This is a genomic window from Humibacter albus DSM 18994, assembly GCF_000421825.1.
Lineage (GTDB): Bacteria > Actinomycetota > Actinomycetes > Actinomycetales > Microbacteriaceae > Humibacter > Humibacter albus.
In genome coordinates, this window is record NZ_ATXT01000011.1 from 534,291 (window position 1) to 553,924 (window position 19,634).

The window sequence follows — 19,634 nt, forward strand, 5'->3', positions numbered from 1 at the left end:
GCGGCCTCTATTCGCCGTCGGAGTCGTCGTGCCACAGCCCGGCCTCGCGTTCGCGCACCAGCTCGGCACGCGCTTCGGACTTCGCATCCATGCGCTCGTGGTACTCCGCGCGACGCTGTCCGCGCGTCGGCCTGTTGTTGCCGTCCAGGCGCGCGTCGGTTCCGCGGGGCGAGGTGACCAGTTCGGCCGTGGAGGTGAGCGTGGGCTCCCAGTCGAAGACCACGCCGTTCCCGGCTCCGATGACCACGGTAGACCCTGCGACGGCTCCCGCCTTCACCAACTCGTCTTCGACACCCAGCTTGGCGAGCCTGTCGGCGAGGAAGCCGACGGCCTCGTCGTTGGCGAAGTCGGTCTGCGCCACCCAGCGCTCCGGCTTCGTGCCGAGTATGCGATACACCGGCCCGTCGGACCCGCCCTCGACGCGCACGACGAATCCCGCATCGTCGACGGCATGCGGACGGACGACGATGCGAGGCTTGGCCTCCGCACGCTCGGCCTCACGACGTCGCGCGTCCTCGACGAGTTGCGCCAGCGCGAACGAGAGCTCGCGCAGCCCGAGATGGCTCACCGTGGAGATCTCGAACACTCGATAGCCGCGTGCCTCGAGATCGGAACGCACGAAGGCGGCCAGCTCGGCGGCATCCGGGACGTCCACCTTATTCAGAGCGATGAGCTGAGGGCGCTCCAGAAGCGGGGCCTGCCCGTCGGGCACCGGATACGCCGCGAGTTCGGCGAGGATGACGTCGAGATCGCTGATCGGGTCGCGGCCGGGTTCCAGCGTGGCGCAGTCGAGCACGTGCAGGAGAGCACTGCAGCGTTCGACGTGGCGGAGGAACTCGAGCCCGAGCCCCTTGCCCTCGCTGGCGCCTTCGATGAGGCCGGGCACGTCCGCGATCGTGTAGCGCACGTCACCGGCCTGCACCACTCCGAGGTTCGGATGCAGCGTCGTGAACGGGTAGTCCGCGATCTTCGGCTTCGCCGCCGACAACGCGGCCACCAGGCTCGATTTGCCCGCGGAGGGGTAGCCCACGAGCGCCACGTCGGCGACGGTCTTCAACTCGAGGACGACATCGCCCTCCCAGCCGGGCGTGCCGAGCAAGGCGAATCCGGGCGCCTTGCGCTTCTGGGAGGCCAGCGCCGCGTTCCCGAGCCCACCCAGGCCCCCGGGAGCCACAACGAAGCGCATGCCGGGCTGGTCCAGGTCGATCAGAGTCTCGCCCGAGGCATCCTTCACGACGGTGCCGACGGGAACCGTCAGTTCGAGGTCGGCCCCGGTGGCACCGCTGCGGTGGTCCCCCATGCCGAAGCCGCCGTTCTCGCTGCTCCGGTGCGGATGCCGGTGGTAGCCCAGCAGCGTCGTCACTCCTGGATCCGTGACGAGCGCGATGTCGCCACCGTGGCCGCCATTGCCCCCGTCGGGACCGGCGAGGGGCTTGAACTTCTCGCGCCGTACCGACACGCACCCGTTGCCACCGTGCCCGGCGCGCAGGTGCAGGGTTACGGTGTCGACGAATGTCGCCATGCTGCTCCTCACCACCCGACGTGCGGGCTCGTCATGTCTTCGATTTCACTGAGCCGGCGGGCCCGAACCACGGGAACGCGAATGGGCGGGCACGAGGCCCGCCCATCGGCTGTGTTCCACGAAAGGAAAAGGTCAGTGGTCGCGCTTCGCGCCCCGACTGATTCCCTCGGCTCGGCAGAGCCCGCGAGCGCGCTCTGCCGTCACCCCGGTCGTCAGCCGCCTGCCACCACGTTGACGACCTTGCGGCCGCCCTTGGTGCCGAACTCGACAGCGCCCGCCTCGAGGGCGAACAGCGTGTCGTCGCCACCGCGACCGACGTTCGCGCCCGGGTGGAAGTGCGTGCCGCGCTGACGGACGATGATCTCGCCCGCGTTCACGACCTGGCCGCCGAAGCGCTTGACGCCGAGGCGCTGCGCGTTCGAGTCGCGGCCGTTGCGAGTGGAGCTCGCTCCCTTTTTGTGTGCCATGAGTGTCTCTCCTCGCGCTTGCTACTTGATGCCGGTGACCTTGACGCGCGTGAGCTCCTGACGGTGGCCCTGGCGCTTCTTGTAGCCGGTCTTGTTCTTGAACTTCTGGATGACGATCTTCGGCCCGCGAAGGTCGCCGAGCACCTCGGCCGTGACTCTCACCTTCGCCAGCGCCTTGGCGTCGCTGGTGATCTTGTCACCGTCGACCAGGAGCACCGCGGGGAGCTCGATGGTGCCGTTCTCGCCGGCCTTCACGCGGTCCATCGTGACGATGGTGCCGACCTCGACCTTCTCCTGCCGACCGCCGGCGCGCACAACTGCGTAAACCACTACTCGTACCTATCTGATGAGGGACTGAACCAGTCCCAGACTGACGTTGATTTTCGCTGGTCACGCCCCCAAGTGGGAGAAGGGTTCGAGCCAGAAAACGAAAGGGCGATCGCCGCGATAAGACGGCGCACACCAAGGATTGAGTCTACCGGCCGGCGACAAGTCGGTCAAACCGGGCGCGACCGGCGCGTCCTCCGGCGTTACCGTTCGACCTACGCCACGCTTCGGAGCCGTCGCGGCTCGCTCGATACGATCCGGCTCATCGCTGGACACGTCCTAGACTCGCCGGCATGGCCATTCTCATCGATACCCCGATGTGGCCGAACCACGGAACGCTCTGGTCGCACCTCATCAGCGACACGTCGCTGACCGAGCTGCACGACTTCGCCCGGGCCCACGACGTACCGCCGCGAGCGTTCGACCTCGACCACTACGACGTGCCGCAACGACGACACGACGAGCTCGTCGCCGACGGCGCCACCCCTGTCACGGGACACGAGCTCGTGATCAGGCTTCGCGCCAGCGGGCTGCGCATCACCGCGGCGCAGCGCCGACGCCGCTGACCGGGGCGAGGCCGGACCCTCTGTTCCCAGGCCGGCCCCGCCCGAGCGGAATACGCCCGTCAGCCCGCCTTCGAGTCGTCGCCGGCGATCGTGCCGCCGGTGAGGCCTGCCGTGGTCACGCGACGACGCGAACGACCCTGCCCCGGCTGCTTCGGTTCGGGGAGAGCATCGAGCACCGATCCGAGCAGCTCCTGCGCCTGCACGCGGTCGACCTTCGGTTTCGACTCGCCACGCGGGGCGACCGGAATGTCCAGGATCGACAGCGTCGCCGTCGTCTCCTCCGTCACGACGGATGCCGCCGGCCGTTCGCCCCGGGCAGTCGGCCCCGCGGCTTCCAGGCCCGGTTCCCGCACCGCCACGGACTCGCCCCGGTCTGCGTCACGTGCCGCAGCGTCGCCTTCTGCTGCTTCGGGCGCGCGTGCACCGGCCGTCACCGCAGCCGTCGACGGAGCGTCCGTCGATGAAGCATCGGCCTGCAAAGGCGCAGAGTCTGACGACCGTCGTGAACCGCCGCGCCCGCGACCGCCACGGCGAGTGCGCGGCACATCCTGCTTGCCCCCATCGGGCGCTCCTGAGTCTTCAACGGACGCCGGAAGCTGCTCACCGGCGGATGCCGCTGCCTGCTCGACATCGACCGCCTGACCGGTGGAAGCGGAGGCCTGGGCTCCGGGAGTCTGCGCACCGGAGCTTGCGGCATCCGGGTTCTGAACATCCGCGCTCTGGGCGTGCAGCGTGCTCGCTGCAATCTGTGCCAGCGCATTCTTGGCATCGTCCGTGATGGCGTGGGTGCCATTGTGTGATCCGGCCGTCTCGGATCCATTCGATGCCGAAGACGACGCCGATGCTCCCCCGCCCTTGCCGCCGCGTCGCCGCTCCGGCGCCTGCGGTGCCCGGTGACGCGTCACCGGATCATGGTGCACGACCACGCCGCGGCCGGCGCAGACCTCGCAGGGCTCGCTGAACGTCTCGAGCAGTCCCAGGCCGAGCTTCTTGCGCGTCATCTGCACCAGGCCGAGCGAGGTGACCTCCGCCACCTGGTGCTTGGTGCGATCGCGACTGAGGCATTCGACGAGACGGCGAAGCACGAGGTCGCGGTTCGACTCGAGCACCATGTCGATGAAGTCGACGACGATGATGCCGCCGATGTCACGCAGCCGAAGCTGACGCACGATCTCCTCTGCCGCCTCGAGGTTGTTCTTCGTGACGGTCTCTTCCAGATTGCCGCCGGAACCGACGAACTTTCCGGTGTTGACGTCGATCACGGTCATCGCTTCGGTGCGGTCGATGACCAGTGAGCCGCCGGACGGCAGCCAGACCTTGCGGTCCAGTGCCTTCTCGATCTGCTCGGTGACCCGGTACTCGTCGAAAGCATCGCGAGCACCCTCGTAGGCTTCGACCCGGTCGAGCAGATCCGGGGCGACCTGACGCAGGTAGGTCTCGATCGTGGACCGAGCGTCGTCGCCCGCGATGATGAGCTTCTGGAAGTCCTCGTTGAAGACATCCCGCACGATCTTGATCAGCAGGTCGGGCTCACTGTGCAGCAGCGCCGGTGCCTGACCCGACTCGGCCTGCTTCGAGATGTCCGCCCATTGGGCAGTGAGTCTGTTCACGTCGACGGTGAGCTGGTCCTCCGTGGCGCCCTCGGCGGCGGTGCGCACGATCACACCGGTGTTCTCCGGAAGCACCTCCTTGAGGATCTTCTTCAGACGCGCCCGTTCGATGTCGGGCAGCTTGCGGCTGATGCCGTTCATCGACCCGTTCGGCACGTAGACGAGGTAACGGCCGGGCAGGCTCACCTGGCTGGTCAGGCGTGCACCCTTGTGGCCGACGGGGTCCTTCGTGACCTGCACGAGCACCTTGTCGCCTGGTTTGAGCGCGAGTTCGATGCGGCGAGGCTGGTTGCCCGTCTCCGCAGCGGCCCAGTCGACCTCGCCGGAATAGAGCACGGCGTTGCGACCGCGACCGATGTCGACGAAGGCGGCCTCCATGCTCGGCAGCACGTTCTGCACCCGGCCGAGGTACACGTTGCCGATCAGCGACGCCTCCTGCGCCCGCGCCACGTAGTGCTCGACGAGCACGCCGTCTTCGAGAACGCCGATCTGGATGCGACCGTCCTTCGAGCGCACCACCATCTGGCGGTCGACGGACTCGCGTCGGGCGAGGAATTCCGCCTCGGTGATCACCGGACGACGACGTCCGGCGTCGCGACCGTCGCGGCGGCGCTGCTTCTTCGCCTCGAGCCGGGTGGAGCCCTTGACCTTCTGCGGTTCAGTGATGAGCTCGGGTTCCCGTTGCCGCTTCGGCTGCTCGTCGTCGCGAGCGGAATCGCCAGAGCCGCGGCGGCGAGTGCGCCGACGCGACGAGGACGCCTCCTCACGCTCCGGTGTCTCTTCCCGCGTCGACGGCAGCTGCGGCAGCTGCGGAGGCGCCTGGAACAGCAGAGCCGTGCTGGGCAGGCCGGGGGCATGCGCGGCGTGCGCGGCCGGGACCGACGAAGCAGCCGCATCAGCCGTCGCGTCGACGGCTGCGGGCGCGTTCCCGGCGCTCTCCTGCGCGCCGTCGGTGTCAACGACGCCATCAGAACTCGTCGTGACGGCATCCGATGGCGCCGCGGACGACGGTTCCGCCGTGGTCGCGTCCGAAGCAGCCACGGCAGGTGCGTCGCTCGCCGACGCGACCGAGCCCTGGGCGGGATGTGCGTCGTCCGGCGTCACGGCAGCGGATGCCGCGGCCTCCGCCTTGCGCGCTCCCCTGCGGGAGCCGAACAGGCGGCCTCTCCTACGCGGCGCGCTGCTCTCGGTGTTGCGTGATTCGTCTCCGGTGTTGTGATCGTTCTCCACCATCGCTGGTGCACTCCTCGACCGCGGGGCGCACGCGCGCGCCCGCTACGGCTGTACTCGTGCAGGCGCCACGCTGTGCGCGGGCCCGCCAATCCTCGGTTCGACGACCGTAAGCATGCGCGCCGGACACGGACTCTCGTGTCCCCTGTCTTCTGTCACCGTTCGCGCTCGTGCCGCTCAGCGACCGGGCGATCACGGCGACGGAAGAGGTCGCTGCTGACGCTTTCGTTCGTCCGTCCCCTGTCTGTCTCCACCACGAAATCGTTCGTGATCTCCAACGTCTTCTTCGTCTGGTCGCGCGCGACCCGACGGCCGGGCATCCACGAAGCCATAGTGTGCTTCGCGGTCCGGCGAAAAGCTTGTTCTTGGCCGACCGAGCGTCGCCCGGACGGCTGCCGACCATTATCGCACGGTCCGCTGCGCGGCCTCCTCAACGCCAGCGGACGCTGCGTGTCGCTCTGCCATAATGCGATGGTGTCGCTCGACTCCCCCATCGAAACGAAGCGCCCGTTCGGGCTTGCCGTCTTCCTGATCGTCGCGGGCTTGATCGGCTGGTTCGCCGCCTTCATGCTCACGCTCGACAAGTTCACACTCCTCGAGACGCCGAACGCTCACCTCAGTTGCAGCATCAATCCGCTCGTCGGCTGCGCGAAGAATCTCGCGTCCTGGCAGGGCGCCGTTCTCGGATTCCCGAACCCGATCATCGGCGTGGCCTGCTGGGCGGCACCGATCGCAGTGGGTGTCGGCATGCTGGCCGGAGCCCGCTTCCGCCGCTGGTTCTGGATGCTCTTCAACCTCGGCGTGCTCGGCGCCATCGTGCTCGTCGTCTTCTTGATCTACTCGAGCCTCTATGACCTGTACGTGCTGTGCCCGTACTGCATGGTCACGTGGACTGTCACGATCCCCACGTTCTGGGCGGTGACGATCTACAACCTCAAGGAGGGGAACATTCCCACTACCGAGAAGGTACGAAGCTTCTTCGAGGCCGCATACAGCTGGATCCCTCTCATCACGCTGATCTCCTACGTGATCGTGGCGGTGTTCGCGCAGATCCAGCTGCAGTGGATCCCGAACGCATTCCGCTGAGTCGCCGTCCGGTCCCATCGATGACGGGACGTGCACCAGCCGACTGAACGCAACGCGCCCTCAGAGGCGGCGACACGCGCGCCGCCGAATGCAACCACCCACGCAGGCCGACTGCCGTGCGCGGGTTGGGGTGCCCGCGCACCAAACAATTCAGAACCAGAGGGCGAGTTCCCTGGCGGCGCTCTCGGGCGAGTCGGAGCCGTGCACGAGGTTCTGCTGCACCGGCAGCCCCCAGTCCCGGGCGAGATCGCCGCGGATCGTTCCGGGCGCTGCCGTGGTGGGGTCCGTGGTGCCGGCCAGCGAACGGAAGCCCTCGATCACGCGGTTGCCCGCGACGCGGATCGCGACGATCGGACCGGACTGCATGAACTCCACGAGCGGCTCATAGAACGGCTTGCCCTGGTGCTCCTCGTAGTGCTGCGCCAGCAGATCGCGGTCGGCTTCGACGAGTCTGATGTCGACGAGTGCATACCCCTTCGCCTCGATGCGGCGCAGAATCTCTCCCGTCAAGCTGCGGGCGACGCCGTCCGGCTTGACGAGCACGAGGGTCTCTTCGATGGTGGTCATTCGTTCTCCTTGCGATCGGGGTCGGACCTGAAATCGGGGTCGGGTTCGTGAGGGGGGTCGGATGCTCCGGGCCGCGTTCCTGCATTCGTCTCGCGGTACGCGGCGGTGCGGTGGTCGAGCCTGGCCCCGGCGATCATGGCGTATGCCCAGATCGCCGCGAAGATGGCGCCGACGATGAAGAGCATGCCGACGAGGAATCCGGAGGCGACGACGACCAGCTGCACGAACCAACCCAGCCAGTAGCCGATCTGGAAGCGCTGCAACGGGACCGCGACGATCATCAGCACGATCAGCACGCCGCCGCCGATCAGCGCTTCGCCGGCGGGAAGGGCCTTCAGGCCGAAGACGACAAGGGCGCCGAGGAAGACCACGACGATCTCGAAGCCGAGCACGATCGCGCCCAGGCTCTCACGGGCCGTACGCTCGCGCCTCGCCCGCGACTGCGGCTGCCGCGCGCTCATCGTTCTGCTCCGGGCGCCGGCGCGGTGCGTGGCGTCATTCGGCAGACGCCTTCCAGTCGTGCTGCTGCGCCAGGCCCAGGGTCTCACCGATCAGTGCGATCGACCCGGTGACGACCACGGCGCGACGCGGGTCGTCCGCCGCCCATGCGCGCGCCGCCTCGATCGCATCCAGCAGATCGTCATAGGCCTGCGCGTGTTCGTGCGTCCACTCCTCGACATGATCGGCGAGCTCACCGGACTCCGTCGATCGTTCGGAGTGCGACTGCGTGACGAAGATGCGAGCGGCCAGCGGAGCGAGCGCGTCGACGATGCCATGGGCATCCTTGTCCCGCAGAATGCCGATCACGAACGCGATCTCGTCGAAGTCGAAGAATTCGGGCAACGCCCTGGCGAGTGTGAGAGCGCCAGCGGGATTGTGTGCGGCATCCACCAGCATCGTCGGCTCCGTGCCGATCAGCTGCAGGCGGCCGGGCGACGTCACCGTGGCGAACGCCTCCTCGAGGAGTGCGGTGCGCAGCGGCTCGGCGCCGTCGCCCAGGAAAGTCTCGACAGCGGCCACGGCCACTGCGGCGTTCTGCGCCTGGTGGGCGCCGTACAGCGGTAGGAAGACGTCTGTGTACGTTGCCGCCCTGCCCCGGATGGTGACGAGCTGGCCGCCGACGGCGACCGCGTCGCTTTCGACGTCGAAGTCGGCGGGCTGGAACGCGATGGCGGCCTCGCGCAACTCCGCCGCCGCCACCAGTTCACGCACCGCGTCGCCGGTCTGCGCCGCCGACACCACGCTCGCCGTCGGCTTGATGATGCCGCTCTTGGTGCGCGCGATCTCCGCGATCGTACGGCCCAGCCGTTCGGTGTGGTCCAGCGAGATGGGCGTGAACACGGCGACCTGTCCGTCGCCGACGTTCGTGGAGTCCCACTCCCCGCCCATGCCGACCTCGATCACGGCGACATCGACGGGCGCGTCGGCGAAGCAGGCGAACGCCAAGACCGTGACGACCTCGAAGAAGGTGAGCCGCTGGTCCCCGGCTGCCTCCAGCTCGGTGTCGACCATCTGCACATAAGGCGCGATGTCATCCCAGTTGCGCGCAAGCGCCTCGTCGCTGATCGGCTCTCCGCCGATCATGAATCGTTCGTTGAAGCGCAGCAGGTGCGGGCTGGTGAACATCCCGACACGCAGGCCGTGGGCCCGCAGAATGCTCTCGATCACTCTGCTCGTCGACGTCTTGCCGTTCGTGCCGGTGATGTGGATGATCGGGTACGCGCGCTGCGGATCGCCGAGCAGTTCGACCGCCTTACGGGTGGGCTCCAACCGTGGTCGCGGCGCGCCCTCGCCGAGGCGCTCCAGCAGGGTGTCGTAGACGGCGTCGGCCGCCTCGCGGAACTCGTCGTCGTCGATCTCGTCGCTCATCACACCTTCTCCAGACTCACCAACAGCGCGGAACCGGCACCGACGGGTGTCGCGTCGTCCGCCGAGTCGACGGTGTCGTCCACGTCGAGGTCGAGTTCCACCGCCAGTGTCTCCGCGCTGACCAGCTCGGAATGCGCACGCACGGCATCCACTCCGACGCGGTCCAACACGAGCCGCAGCCGGATGCGGTCGCTCACGTCGAGCCCCGACCGCTTGCGGCTCTCCTGCACGACACGCACGACATCTCGGGCGAGTCCCTCGGCCTCCAGTTCGTCGGTGGTCGTCGTGTTCAGCAGAACGAAACCGCCACCGGGCAGCAGCGCGATGGCACGGCCGCTGTGCTCGGCGTCCGCCGCTTCCAGCACCACCTCGTATTCGCCGTTCTGCAGTGCGATGCCGCCCGCCGTCACGACGCCGTCGATCTCCGACCAATCGCCCTCGCGCGCGGCGCGGATCGCGAGCTGCACCTGCTTGCCGAGCCGCGGACCGGCAGCACGCGCGTTCACTGTCAGTCGCGTGCTCACGCCGTATTCCGCCGGGCTGTCCTCGGTGAACTCGACGAGCTGCACGCCCTTGACGTTCAGTTCGTCTTCGAGGATGCCCGTGAACGGGTCGAGCGCGCTCGCTCCCGGCGTCACCACGGTGAGGTCCGCGAGCGGCAGGCGAACACGCAGACCGGCGGCCTTGCGCAGCGACAAGGCGACGGAACTCACCTGGCGCACGCGGTCCATGGCCGCGACCAGCGCGTCGTTCGCCGGGAACTCGTCCGCGTCGGGCCAGTCGGTCAGGTGCACGCTGCGGCCGCCCGTGAGATCCTTCCAGATGCGCTCCGTGACGAGCGGCAGGAGCGGCGCCGCGACGCGCATCAGCACCTCCAACACCGTGTAGAGCGTGTCGAAGGCCTCTTCGTTCTTGCCGTCCGGCGTCACGCCCTCCCAGAACCGGTCGCGCGATCGCCGCACGTACCAGTTGGTGAGCACGTCGGCGAAGTCGCGGATCGCGGTGGCAGCCATCGGGGAGTCGAGGTTCTCGAGGTCGCGGGTGACGGCATCCACGAGCTCGTGCGTCTTGGCCAGAAGGTAGCGATCGAGCACGTCGGTCGACGTCGTCGACCGCTTCGCGTCGTACCCGCAAGCGTTGGCGTAGAGCGAGAAGAAGTACCAGGTGCTCCACAACGGCAACAACGCCTCGCGCACGCCCTGACGGATCCCCTCTTCGGTGACGACGAGGTTGCCTCCGCGGATCACGGACGACGACATGAGGAACCAGCGCATGGCATCCGAGCCGTCGCGGTCGAAGACCTCGGCCACGTCAGGGTAGTTGCGCAGCGACTTCGACATCTTCTGTCCGTCGCTGCCGAGCACGATGCCGTGGCTCAGCACCTGTTTGAACGCCGGCCGATCGAAGAGAGCCGTGCCGAGCACGTGCATCAGGTAGAACCACCCGCGCGTCTGCCCGATGTACTCCACGATGAAGTCGGCGGGGTTGTGCGAGTCGAACCAGTCCCGGTTCTCGAACGGGTAGTGCACCTGCGCGTAGGGCATCGATCCGGAATCGAACCACACGTCGAACACGTCGGAGATGCGGCGCATCGTTGCCCGGCCGGATGGGTCGTCCGGGTTCGGGCGCGTCAGTTCGTCGATGTACGGCCGATGCAAGTCGGGCTCGCCGTCGGCGTTGACCGGAAGTCGCCCGAAATCGCGTTCGAGCTCGGCCAGAGAGCCGTAGACGTCGACCCGGGGATACGCCGGATCATCGCTCTTCCACACCGGGATCGGCGACCCGAAGTAGCGATTGCGGCTGATCGACCAGTCGCGAGCTCCGGAGAGCCACTTACCGAACTGTCCGTCCTTGACGTTCTCCGGAACCCAGCGGATCCCCTGGTTCAACTCCACCATGCGGTCCCGGAACTCGGGAACACGCACGAACCAGCTCGACACCGCCTTGTAGATGAGCGGATTGCGGCACCGCCAGCAGTGCGGGTAGCTGTGCTCGTAGGATGCCTGGCGCAGCAGGCGTCCCATCGCCTTCAGTTCCCGGGTGAGCGGTTTGTTCGCGTCGAAGACCTGCAGACCCGCCACCTCGGTCACCTCGGGCAGGAAGCGGCCGCCCTCGTCGACCGAGATCACGACCGGGATGCCCGCGGCCTGGCAGACGCGCTGGTCGTCCTCACCGTAGGCGGGCGCCTGGTGCACGATGCCGGTGCCCTCTTCCGTCGACACGTAGTCGTCGACGAGGATCCGCCACGCTTGGGCCGTTCCGTATCGTTCGGTGTCGGCGTAGTAGTCCCACAGCCGGGCGTAGCGAACACCGGCCAGCTCGGTTCCGGCGACGGTGCGCGAGACGGCCGCGCGGGCATCCTCTGCACTGTCGTAACCGAGGTCCTTCGCGTACGAGCCGACGAGTTCGAGCGCGAGCAGGTATTCGGCCCCGAGTACCTCGGGGGCCGCGGCGCCGCCCTCGCGCTCCACCTGAGCGTCGGGCGTCCCGTTCGGTCCGGCCGGCACGACGGCGTAGGTGATCGCGGGACCGACCACCAGCGCGAGGTTGGTCGGCAGTGTCCAGGGAGTCGTCGTCCAGGCGAGTGCGCGCACGGCCGTCAGCCCGAGCGCTTCGGCCTTCTCGCCGACGAGCGGGAACGTGACGGTCACCGTCTGGTCCTGGCGCATCTTGTAGACGTCGTCGTCCATGCGCAGCTCGTGGTTCGACAGCGGTGTCTGGTCGCGCCAGCAGTAGGGCAGCACCCGGTACCCCTCGTACGCGAGGCCCTTGCCGTAGAGCTGCTTGAACGCCCAGATGACGGACTCCATGAACGTGACGTCGAGCGTCTTGTAGTCGTTGTCGAAGTCGACCCAGCGCGCCTGCCGCGTGACGTACTCACGCCACTCGCGCGTGTACTTGAGCACGGCCGAGCGCGCCGCCTCGTTGAAGGCCGCGATGCCCATCTCGTCGATCTGGCTCTTGTCGGTGATGCCGAGCTGGCGTTCCGCCTCGAGCTCTGCGGGCAGCCCGTGCGTGTCCCACCCGAACCGGCGGTGCACCTGCTTGCCGCGCATGGTCTGGAAGCGGGGGAAGACATCCTTCGCGTACCCGGTCAGCAGATGGCCGTAGTGCGGAAGACCGTTGGCGAACGGCGGCCCGTCGTAGAAGACCCACTCGTCGGCGCCGTCGCGCTGTTCGATCGAAGCACGGAACGTGTCGTCGCCCTTCCAGAACGCGAGGATGCCCTCCTCGATCTGCGGGAACCGCGGCGAGGGTGAAACGGTGTTCTGGGCGGCGGACTGGTCCTGAGCGGCGGACTGCGGGTACGGCATGCTTCTCCTGGCAGGAAAGGACTTCTGCACGAGGACGCCTCCGCCCGACGCCTGAACGCCGGGGGCGGGAACGCGGTACCACCCCGCTTGCCGCGCTCCGACATCCGTCGGCGGGGCGCGACCACTCAATACGGGCTGTGACGGGCCTTCCCGTCCGGGTCTAATGAGGGAATCGCTCGGCGCTGGATGGTGCCGAACGGAACACCGTTCTTCCGGAGACTCCCCGGTGATGGCCGGATCGCAGTCGTTGCGCTTCAGTCTACAGGTGCGCACGCTCGGCCATGAGGCCCGCGGCGAACTGTCGACGATGACAAGCGCGACCGCGTAACGCTGGAGGTAACACTCCACACGGCACCGCGTTCTGGCGCCACACTTGTTCCCCGTGACCGATTCCACAGCCATCGCCGCACGCAACGCCGACCGCAACGCCTGGAGAGTGACCCTCGCCTCGCTCGTCGGAACGTCGCTCGAGTCCTATGACTTCTACGTCTTCAGCTACTTCAGCGCGCTGTTCAGCGCCACGGTCTTCTTCCCGAACACCGACCGCGTCGCCGGAACCCTCCTCGCGTTCCTCACCCTCGCCACCTCCTACTTCGTGCGCCCGATCGGCGCCATCGTGTTCGGACACCTCGGCGACCGCCTCGGTCGCCGCGCCACACTCATCTGGACGATCGGCATCATGGGCGCCGCCACCACGCTGATCGGCGTGCTGCCCGGCTACGCGACCATCGGCGTGGCAGCACCGATCCTGCTCGTGGTGCTGCGCGTCATCCAGGGCATCTCGCTGGGCGGCGAGTGGGGCGGGTCGATCCTGGTCGGCGTCGAACACTCGACGAAGAGGCGCCGCGGCTTCTACGCCGCGCTTCCCCAGCTCGGCTCCCCCATCGGCACCATCGTCACGTCCGTGCTCTTCCTGCTGCTCAGCGTCGCCATGCCGGCCGACGCGCTCGCGAGTTGGGGTTGGCGCATTCCGTTCCTCCTCGCGCTCCCGCTCCTGGCGGTCTCGCTCTACCTGCGGCTTTCCATCGACGAGACGCCGGTGTTCTCGCACCTCGTCGCCGAGAAGAAGCGTCGCCGGATGCCCGTGCTCGACGTGTTCGCGAAACAGCCGGTCGCGCTCCTGGTCGCCATCGGCGCTGCCATGCTCGGCATCGGCTCCTACTCGCTGATGAACACCTACACGGTCAGCTATGGCGTGACCGCACTGCACTTCGACTACCAGCAGCTCTTCGTCGCGACCACCATCGGAAGCCTGCTGCAACTCGTGACCATCCCGCTGTTCGGCGTGCTCGCCACGCGCATCGGATCCGCGCGCGTGGTCTGGATCGGCGCGCTCACCACGCTCGTCATCGCCTTCCCGATGTACTTCCTTCTGCAGTTCGCGACCTTCCCGATCCTGGTCGGCACCATGATCATCGGCGGCATCTTCCCGACGCTGAGCTGGGCGGGCCTCGGCGGTCTGATGGCCGACATCTTCGGTCAGTCCATCCGTTACAGCGCGCTCTCGATCGCCTATGCGATCGCGGCCGCTCTCTCCGGGCTCATCCCCCTCATGACCGAAGGGCTGGGCGCCGCTACGCACAACGCATGGTGGCATCCGGGGATCGTGCTCGGCATCCTCTCGGTCATCACGCTCGTCGCCGCGATCGCCGCAGCCGGTATCGCGCGTCGACGCCGCGAGGATGCGGCGGACGCCGCCGACGTTCTGCAGAGCGAGGAGGCCGCAGAAGCGGTCGCCGCGCCGGCCGTCGCCGACTAGGCCGCCGCGCGGAATCGGGCGGCGTGCACGTTCACGGTAGACTGAGCGGAATCCCACACTCAGGCACCAGTTGACACGGTGCCGCACATATTCCGGAGATCCGCCATGACCGACGCCTCGCGCACTGACGCCGCCCGTACCGACGCCTTCGGACGGATCCCCGACAAGCCGGCCCTCGAGGGGCTCGAGCAGGTGTGGGACTCCCGCTGGCGCGAGGCCGGTACGTACCACTTCGAACGCGAGGCCGCACTGGCTGCCGGCCGTGGCGCGATCTACTCGGTGGACACCCCGCCGCCCACCGCCTCGGGCTCGTTGCATATCGGCCACGTCTTCAGCTACACGCACACCGACATCGCCGCACGCTTCCAGCGCATGCGCGGCAAGCACGTCTTCTACCCGATGGGATGGGACGACAACGGCCTCCCCACCGAGCGCCGCGTACAGAACTACTACGGCGTGCGCTGCGACCCCTCCTTGCCGTACGACCCGGACTTCGTTCCCCCGTACGAGGGCGGCGACAACAAGAGCTCCCGCGCGGCCGACCAGAAGCCGATCTCGCGCCGCAACTTCATCGAGCTGTGTGCGGCGCTGACGGTCGAGGACGAGAAGGCGTTCGAGTCCCTGTGGCGCAACCTGGGTCTCTCGGTCGACTGGCGGCAGACGTACCGCACGATCGGCGACGAGTCCCTGCTGGCATCGCAGCTCGCGTTCCTGCGCAACGTGGAACGCGGCGAGGCGTATCAGGCCATGGCGCCGACGCTCTGGGATGTCACCTTCCGCAGCGCCGTCGCGCAGGCCGAGCTCGAGGATCGCGACCAGCCCGGCGCATTCCACACCGTCTCGTTCCACGGCGATGCCGGACCCGTGGTCATCGCCACCACCCGACCCGAGCTTCTCCCCGCCTGCGTCGCACTCGTGGCCCACCCGAGCGACGAGCGCTACAAGCCGCTGTTCGGCAAGACTGTGCGCACCCCGGTGTTCGGGGTCGAGGTCCCTGTGCTGGCCCACCACCTCGCGGAGCCCGACAAGGGCACCGGCATCGCCATGGTCTGCACGTTCGGCGACATCACCGACGTCACCTGGTGGCGCGAGCTCGACCTTCCGACCCGCCCGGTCATCGGCTTCGACGGACGCATCCTCGCCGAGGCGCCGGAGGCGCTCTCGAGCGCGGAGGCGAAGGATGCCTACGCCCAGCTCGCCGGCAAGACCGTCTTCTCGGCGAAGAAGGCGATGGTCGAGCTGCTGCAGGCATCCGGTGATCTGCTGGAAGAGCCGAAGCCCATCACGCACCCCGTGAAGTTCTACGAAAAGGGCGACCGGCCGCTCGAGATCGTCTCCACGCGCCAGTGGTACATCTCCAACGGCGCCCGCGACGAGAAGCTCTCGGCCCGGCTCCTCGAGCTCGGCAAGCAGATCGACTGGCACCCCGATTTCATGCGGGTGCGTTTCGAGAACTGGGTGGGCGGCCTTTCCGGTGACTGGCTGGTCTCGCGCCAGCGCTTCTTCGGCGTGCCGATCCCGGTCTGGTACCCAGTGGATGCCGATGGCGAGCCGGTGCACGACTCCCCCATCCTGCCCACCCGCGAGCAGCTGCCCGTCGACCCCACGATCGACACGGCCCCCGGCTTCGAGGAGTCGCAGCGCGGTCAGGCCGGGGGGTTCGTGGGCGAGGTGGACATCCTCGACACGTGGGCCACCTCGTCGCTGACTCCGCAGATCGCCGGCGGCTGGGAGCGCGACCCCGAGCTGTTCGAAGCCGTGTTCCCTTACGACCTGCGCCCTCAGGGCCAGGACATCATCCGCACCTGGCTCTTCTCCACGCTGTTGCGCGCGCAGCTCGAAGAGGGCGTCGCGCCATGGGCCAACGCGGCGATCTCCGGATTCATCGTCGACCCCGACCGCAAGAAGATGTCGAAATCGAAGGGCAACGTCGTGACGCCCGCAGACATCCTGCAGCGGCACGGATCCGACGCAGTGCGGTATTGGGCCGCCTCGAGCCGACTGGGCACAGACGCCGCCTTCGACCCGCAGAACCCGACGCAGATCAAGATCGGACGCCGGCTCGCCATCAAGGTGCTCAACGCGGCGAAGTTCATCCTGGGTTTCCCGGCGACGGAGGGCGTCATCACCGAAGCGCTCGACCGCAGTATGCTCGCTCGGCTCGCCGACGTCGTGCAGGATGCCACGACAGCGCTGGAGTCTTATGACCATGCGCGCGCCCTCGAGCTCACGGAATCGTTCTTCTGGACCTTCTGCGACGACTATCTCGAGCTCGTCAAGGAGCGCGCATACAGTGACGGCCCCGGCGCGGCGTCCGCTGCCGCGTCGCTGCGCCTCGCGCTCACCACGCTGCTGCGCCTGTTCGCTCCGTTCATCCCGTTCGCGACCGAGGAGTCCTGGTCATGGTTCCGGCACGGCTCGGTTCACCGCGCCGAGTGGCCCACCGTGGAAGAAACTCGCGCGCCTGCGGGCGACGCCACCTCGCTCGTGCTCGCCGCGACCTCCGGGGTGCTCATCGGCATCCGGCGGGCGAAGACAGCAGCCAAGGCCTCGCAGAAGGCACCGATCGCCCGCGCGGTCGTCACGGCGCCCGAGCAGCAGCTGCGGGCCATCGAGCAAGCGGCCGCCGACATCCGCGCGGTGGGCCGCATCGCGTCGCTGGAGTTCGTGGCCGGTGAAGTGCTCTCGGTCGACGTGGAACTCGCCGACGAGCCCGGGGCATAGCCCGAGAGGCCGCAAGGCGGCTAGTTTTGGACATACCGCGTGCCTTACCCAAGGTGCGCAGAGGGGGACTGATGGGTATCACGGTTCGCGAGCCCGCCGAGGGCGACTTCTTCTCCTGGCTCGCACTCTACGAGGACTACGCGACGTTCTACGGACGTCAGCTCACCGACCAAGGAGCACTGCTGGTGTGGAGCTGGCTCACGGATGCCTCGCACAGCGAGCGCGGTCTGGTCGCGGTCGCCGATGACGGCGCTCTCGTCGGCCTGGTTCACTTCCACGACGTCCCTCGTCCGCTCGACGGCGACCACGCGTTGCATATCGACGACCTCTTCGTGCTCGAGGAGCACCGTACCCAGGGCTACGGACGAGAGCTCATCGAAGCCGTCGCGGCGCAGGGCGCGGGATCGGGCATCCCGATCGTGCAATGGCTGGCTGCGCCCAACGAGCAGGCCCAGGCCTTCTATGACGAGATCGCCGACGCCGCGCAGACCGTGATCTACCGATTGCGGCGACAGGAGGGCTGAGATGCAGCTCGGCACGCGCTGGCCCGTCGGCGGAACGGCTCCCGAACGGCTCCCCTCCGTCGTCGTCGCTGCGGTGAACGCAGTCGAAGACGAACTGGAGGCGCTCGACGTCGACGCATCGACCTGGCGTTGGACGCTTACCTGGCTCGAGGGACGGCCCGTCGTGGAACTCGACGACGGAACCGTCATCCGATACCACCCTGGCGAGGACACCGCGACGGTCTCCCAGCCCGACGATGACGACGATGCTGAGGCCTGATCAGGGAAGAAGCCCGCTGCGCACAGTCGCCGCACGAACGTTCGCGTCTTCCCTCACCGAAGCGCGGTGCCGGTAGACGTCCTGCCACGACTCGTCGATCCGCTCGCGATGCTCGCCCCACGCGATGAGAAGGCGCCCGACTCTCACCAGCCACCGCTCGAACGCGAACCCGCGTGCGGGAAGAGCTGTGACGGTGCTCATGATGCCTGCTCCTGACTCCCGACGAGCGGGAATGCGTTGAACTGCAGCTGCACGGGGCGCGCTCCCGGCGGCACCTCGCGATCTCGATAGGCGGAGATGGTTTCGTCGAGCAGCGCCGTGACGCCGGAGGTGAGCGCGGTCAACTCGTCCGCCGTCATCCGGAGATTCGAGGTCGACACGGTTCCGGCACTCATCCACGCCCCGGAGAACTCGTCGGCCCCGCGCGCCAGGAACGTCGCCAAAGCGTCCTCCTGGGTTCGATGGAACTCGCGGTTCACCAGGTCGTACGCCTCGCGTCCCGCGGGCGTGCCGACGAGCTCGTTCGAGTCGAGCGTGATCCCCACCGGCGTGCGGCGCCACCACCGTTCGCGAGCGCTGCCTTTGCCCTCAACCTCCTGCACGAAGTCGTGCTTGGCAAGCTGCCTCAGGTGATAGCTGGTCGCCCCGCTGGACTCCCCCAATCGTTCCCCCAGCCCGCTCGCCGTGAGCGGTCCGAATCGGGACAGCTCTTCGAGGATGCGCACGCGCAGCGGATGCGCCAGCGCCTTCAGCGAGCTCAGGTCGACGTGGCGATCGTCAGTGCGCGGCACCCGAGCGCCCGCCCGGTGAGTACGGTCAGGGACTTTCGCGGTGCTCGACTCTTCGTCCATGCCTCGACGATAACAGTGCAAATGTTTCTTTGCCAGCCTCTCTTTGCAACAGACCGTTTGCACTCGCCTTCGGGAGCCAGGTCTCGCAATGACGTGCCGCCGATCAGGCAACGTTCATGCGCGCGCGATGACCTCCCCGTGCGTCAGCGTGAACCAACCGTTCTTCGCGGATGCCCACTCACGCCAGGCCGAGGCCACCTCCCGTAGTTCCGAGACGGTCGCGTGGCCGCCCTCGATCGCGACTGCGGCGTAGTCGGACTCCGTCGCACGCGCCGCCCACGAGAGGCCCCACCATTCGCGCTCCGCATCCGACGCGAAGCACCATACCGACGCCGAGCTCGCGACATTGTCGAATCCCGCTTCGATCGCCCACGACTTGAGCCGACGACCGGCGTAGGGCTCTCCGCCGGCGTTGTGCGCGGCATCCACGTAGATGCGCAGCCACTCGTCGAGTGCGGGCAGCTGCGGAAACCACACCGTGGCGCCATAGTCCACGTCGCGCACGGCGACGATGCCGCCCGGCCGCAGCACGCGGCGGAACTCACGCAGGGCAGCGACGGGGTCGGCGAGATGCTGCAGAACCTGATGTGCGTGCACGACGTCGAACGAGGCATCCGGAAAGTCCAGCGCGTACGCATCGCCGGTGCGGAACTCGACGTTCGCCAGGTCGTTGTCGCCGGCGAGCCCGGTGGCGTTGGCCACGACCTGATCCGATGCATCGATTCCGATCACGCGGCCGGGCGAGACGAGCCGAGCGAGATCGAGAGTGATGGTTCCGGGACCGCTGCCGACGTCGAGCACGTCGAGCCCCGGCCGCAGATGCGGAATGAGATACGCGGCGGAGTTCTCCGCTGTGCGCCATGCGTGCGATCTCAGCACGCTCTCGTGATGTCCGTGCAGGTACCGTTCATCGGAATGGGATGCCATGGGCTCAGCCTAAGAAGCAGCGCCGACTCCGG

General features: G+C 67.8%; 17 protein-coding genes. 6 read left to right on the top strand and 11 right to left on the bottom strand.

All coding sequences use genetic code 11. The features are described 5' to 3' along the window. Positions 1-7 precede the first annotated feature (7 nt). The 3 genes from obgE to rplU form a co-directional block, all read right to left on the bottom strand. Positions 8-1,522 carry a GTPase ObgE gene (obgE, locus tag H623_RS0103880; RefSeq protein WP_022899636.1) on the bottom strand — a complete coding sequence of 505 codons (1,515 nt, stop codon included), beginning with the start codon at positions 1,520-1,522 and terminating at the stop codon, positions 8-10. Between the two features lie 212 nt (positions 1,523-1,734). Continuing rightward, the gene (rpmA, locus tag H623_RS0103885) at positions 1,735-1,989 is read right to left on the bottom strand and encodes a 50S ribosomal protein L27 (RefSeq protein WP_022899637.1); all 255 of its coding nucleotides are present in this window, start codon (positions 1,987-1,989) and stop codon (positions 1,735-1,737) included. A gap of 21 nt (positions 1,990-2,010) precedes the next feature. Continuing rightward, a complete protein-coding gene (rplU, locus tag H623_RS0103890; protein ID WP_022899638.1) occupies positions 2,011-2,319 on the bottom strand; it encodes a 50S ribosomal protein L21 in 309 nt (102 codons plus the stop codon). A gap of 290 nt (positions 2,320-2,609) precedes the next feature. Here rplU and H623_RS0103895 point away from each other — a divergent pair, with 290 nt between their 5' ends. Further along, on the top strand, positions 2,610-2,882 hold the full coding sequence (locus tag H623_RS0103895; protein ID WP_022899639.1) for a DUF4031 domain-containing protein: 273 nt from the start codon (positions 2,610-2,612) through the stop codon (positions 2,880-2,882). A 59-nt stretch (positions 2,883-2,941) separates the two neighbouring features. On the opposite strand, the gene H623_RS0103900 is transcribed toward H623_RS0103895, so the two are convergent. Next, positions 2,942-5,725, bottom strand: a complete 2,784-nt coding sequence (locus H623_RS0103900) for an Rne/Rng family ribonuclease (RefSeq protein WP_022899640.1) — start codon at positions 5,723-5,725, stop codon at positions 2,942-2,944. A gap of 471 nt (positions 5,726-6,196) precedes the next feature. Here H623_RS0103900 and H623_RS0103910 point away from each other — a divergent pair, with 471 nt between their 5' ends. Then, the gene (locus H623_RS0103910; protein ID WP_245558866.1) at positions 6,197-6,808 is read left to right on the top strand and encodes a vitamin K epoxide reductase family protein; all 612 of its coding nucleotides are present in this window, start codon (positions 6,197-6,199) and stop codon (positions 6,806-6,808) included. A 150-nt stretch (positions 6,809-6,958) separates the two neighbouring features. Here the strand turns inward: H623_RS0103910 and ndk are convergent, their stop codons facing one another. From ndk to ileS, 4 genes are read right to left on the bottom strand one after another with little or no spacing between them, the layout of a single operon-like run. Further along, the gene (gene ndk, locus H623_RS0103915; protein WP_022899643.1) at positions 6,959-7,375 is read right to left on the bottom strand and encodes a nucleoside-diphosphate kinase; all 417 of its coding nucleotides are present in this window, start codon (positions 7,373-7,375) and stop codon (positions 6,959-6,961) included. After that, the gene (locus H623_RS17630) at positions 7,372-7,836 is read right to left on the bottom strand and encodes a DUF4233 domain-containing protein (protein ID WP_022899644.1); all 465 of its coding nucleotides are present in this window, start codon (positions 7,834-7,836) and stop codon (positions 7,372-7,374) included. Before H623_RS17630 ends, ndk begins: the two co-directional genes overlap by 4 nt. Positions 7,837-7,870: 34 nt before the next feature. Continuing rightward, positions 7,871-9,244, bottom strand: a complete 1,374-nt coding sequence (locus tag H623_RS0103925) for a bifunctional folylpolyglutamate synthase/dihydrofolate synthase (protein ID WP_022899645.1) — start codon at positions 9,242-9,244, stop codon at positions 7,871-7,873. Then, the gene (ileS, locus tag H623_RS0103930) at positions 9,244-12,558 is read right to left on the bottom strand and encodes an isoleucine--tRNA ligase (RefSeq protein ID WP_026939887.1); all 3,315 of its coding nucleotides are present in this window, start codon (positions 12,556-12,558) and stop codon (positions 9,244-9,246) included. The genes H623_RS0103925 and ileS overlap by 1 nt, the downstream gene beginning before the upstream one ends. Positions 12,559-12,940: 382 nt before the next feature. Here ileS and H623_RS17635 point away from each other — a divergent pair, with 382 nt between their 5' ends. The 4 genes from H623_RS17635 to H623_RS0103955 all read left to right on the top strand — a co-directional run bounded on the left by H623_RS17635 (position 12,941) and on the right by H623_RS0103955 (position 17,824). Beyond that, a complete protein-coding gene (locus H623_RS17635) occupies positions 12,941-14,317 on the top strand; it encodes an MFS transporter (protein WP_022899648.1) in 1,377 nt (458 codons plus the stop codon). Positions 14,318-14,422: 105 nt separating this feature from the next. Then, positions 14,423-17,041 carry a valine--tRNA ligase gene (gene valS / locus H623_RS0103945; protein WP_022899649.1) on the top strand — a complete coding sequence of 873 codons (2,619 nt, stop codon included), beginning with the start codon at positions 14,423-14,425 and terminating at the stop codon, positions 17,039-17,041. Between the two features lie 71 nt (positions 17,042-17,112). Beyond that, entirely contained in the window at positions 17,113-17,565 is a 453-nt protein-coding gene (locus H623_RS17640; protein WP_022899650.1) for a GNAT family N-acetyltransferase, read from the top strand. A 1-nt stretch (position 17,566) separates the two neighbouring features. After that, positions 17,567-17,824, top strand: coding sequence for a hypothetical protein (locus tag H623_RS0103955; RefSeq protein WP_022899651.1), 258 nt, complete (start codon positions 17,567-17,569; stop codon positions 17,822-17,824). Here the strand turns inward: H623_RS0103955 and H623_RS0103960 are convergent, their stop codons facing one another. From H623_RS0103960 to H623_RS0103970, 3 genes are all read right to left on the bottom strand, one after another. Then, positions 17,825-18,025 (bottom strand): hypothetical protein, encoded by a 201-nt coding sequence (locus H623_RS0103960; protein WP_022899652.1) that lies wholly within the window; start codon positions 18,023-18,025, stop codon positions 17,825-17,827. Then, complete coding sequence (locus H623_RS0103965) at positions 18,022-18,675, bottom strand: winged helix-turn-helix domain-containing protein (protein WP_022899653.1); 654 nt, start codon at positions 18,673-18,675, stop codon at positions 18,022-18,024. The genes H623_RS0103960 and H623_RS0103965 overlap by 4 nt, the downstream gene beginning before the upstream one ends. Positions 18,676-18,789: 114 nt before the next feature. Then, complete coding sequence (locus H623_RS0103970) at positions 18,790-19,602, bottom strand: methyltransferase domain-containing protein (RefSeq protein ID WP_022899654.1); 813 nt, start codon at positions 19,600-19,602, stop codon at positions 18,790-18,792. Positions 19,603-19,634 lie beyond the last annotated feature (32 nt).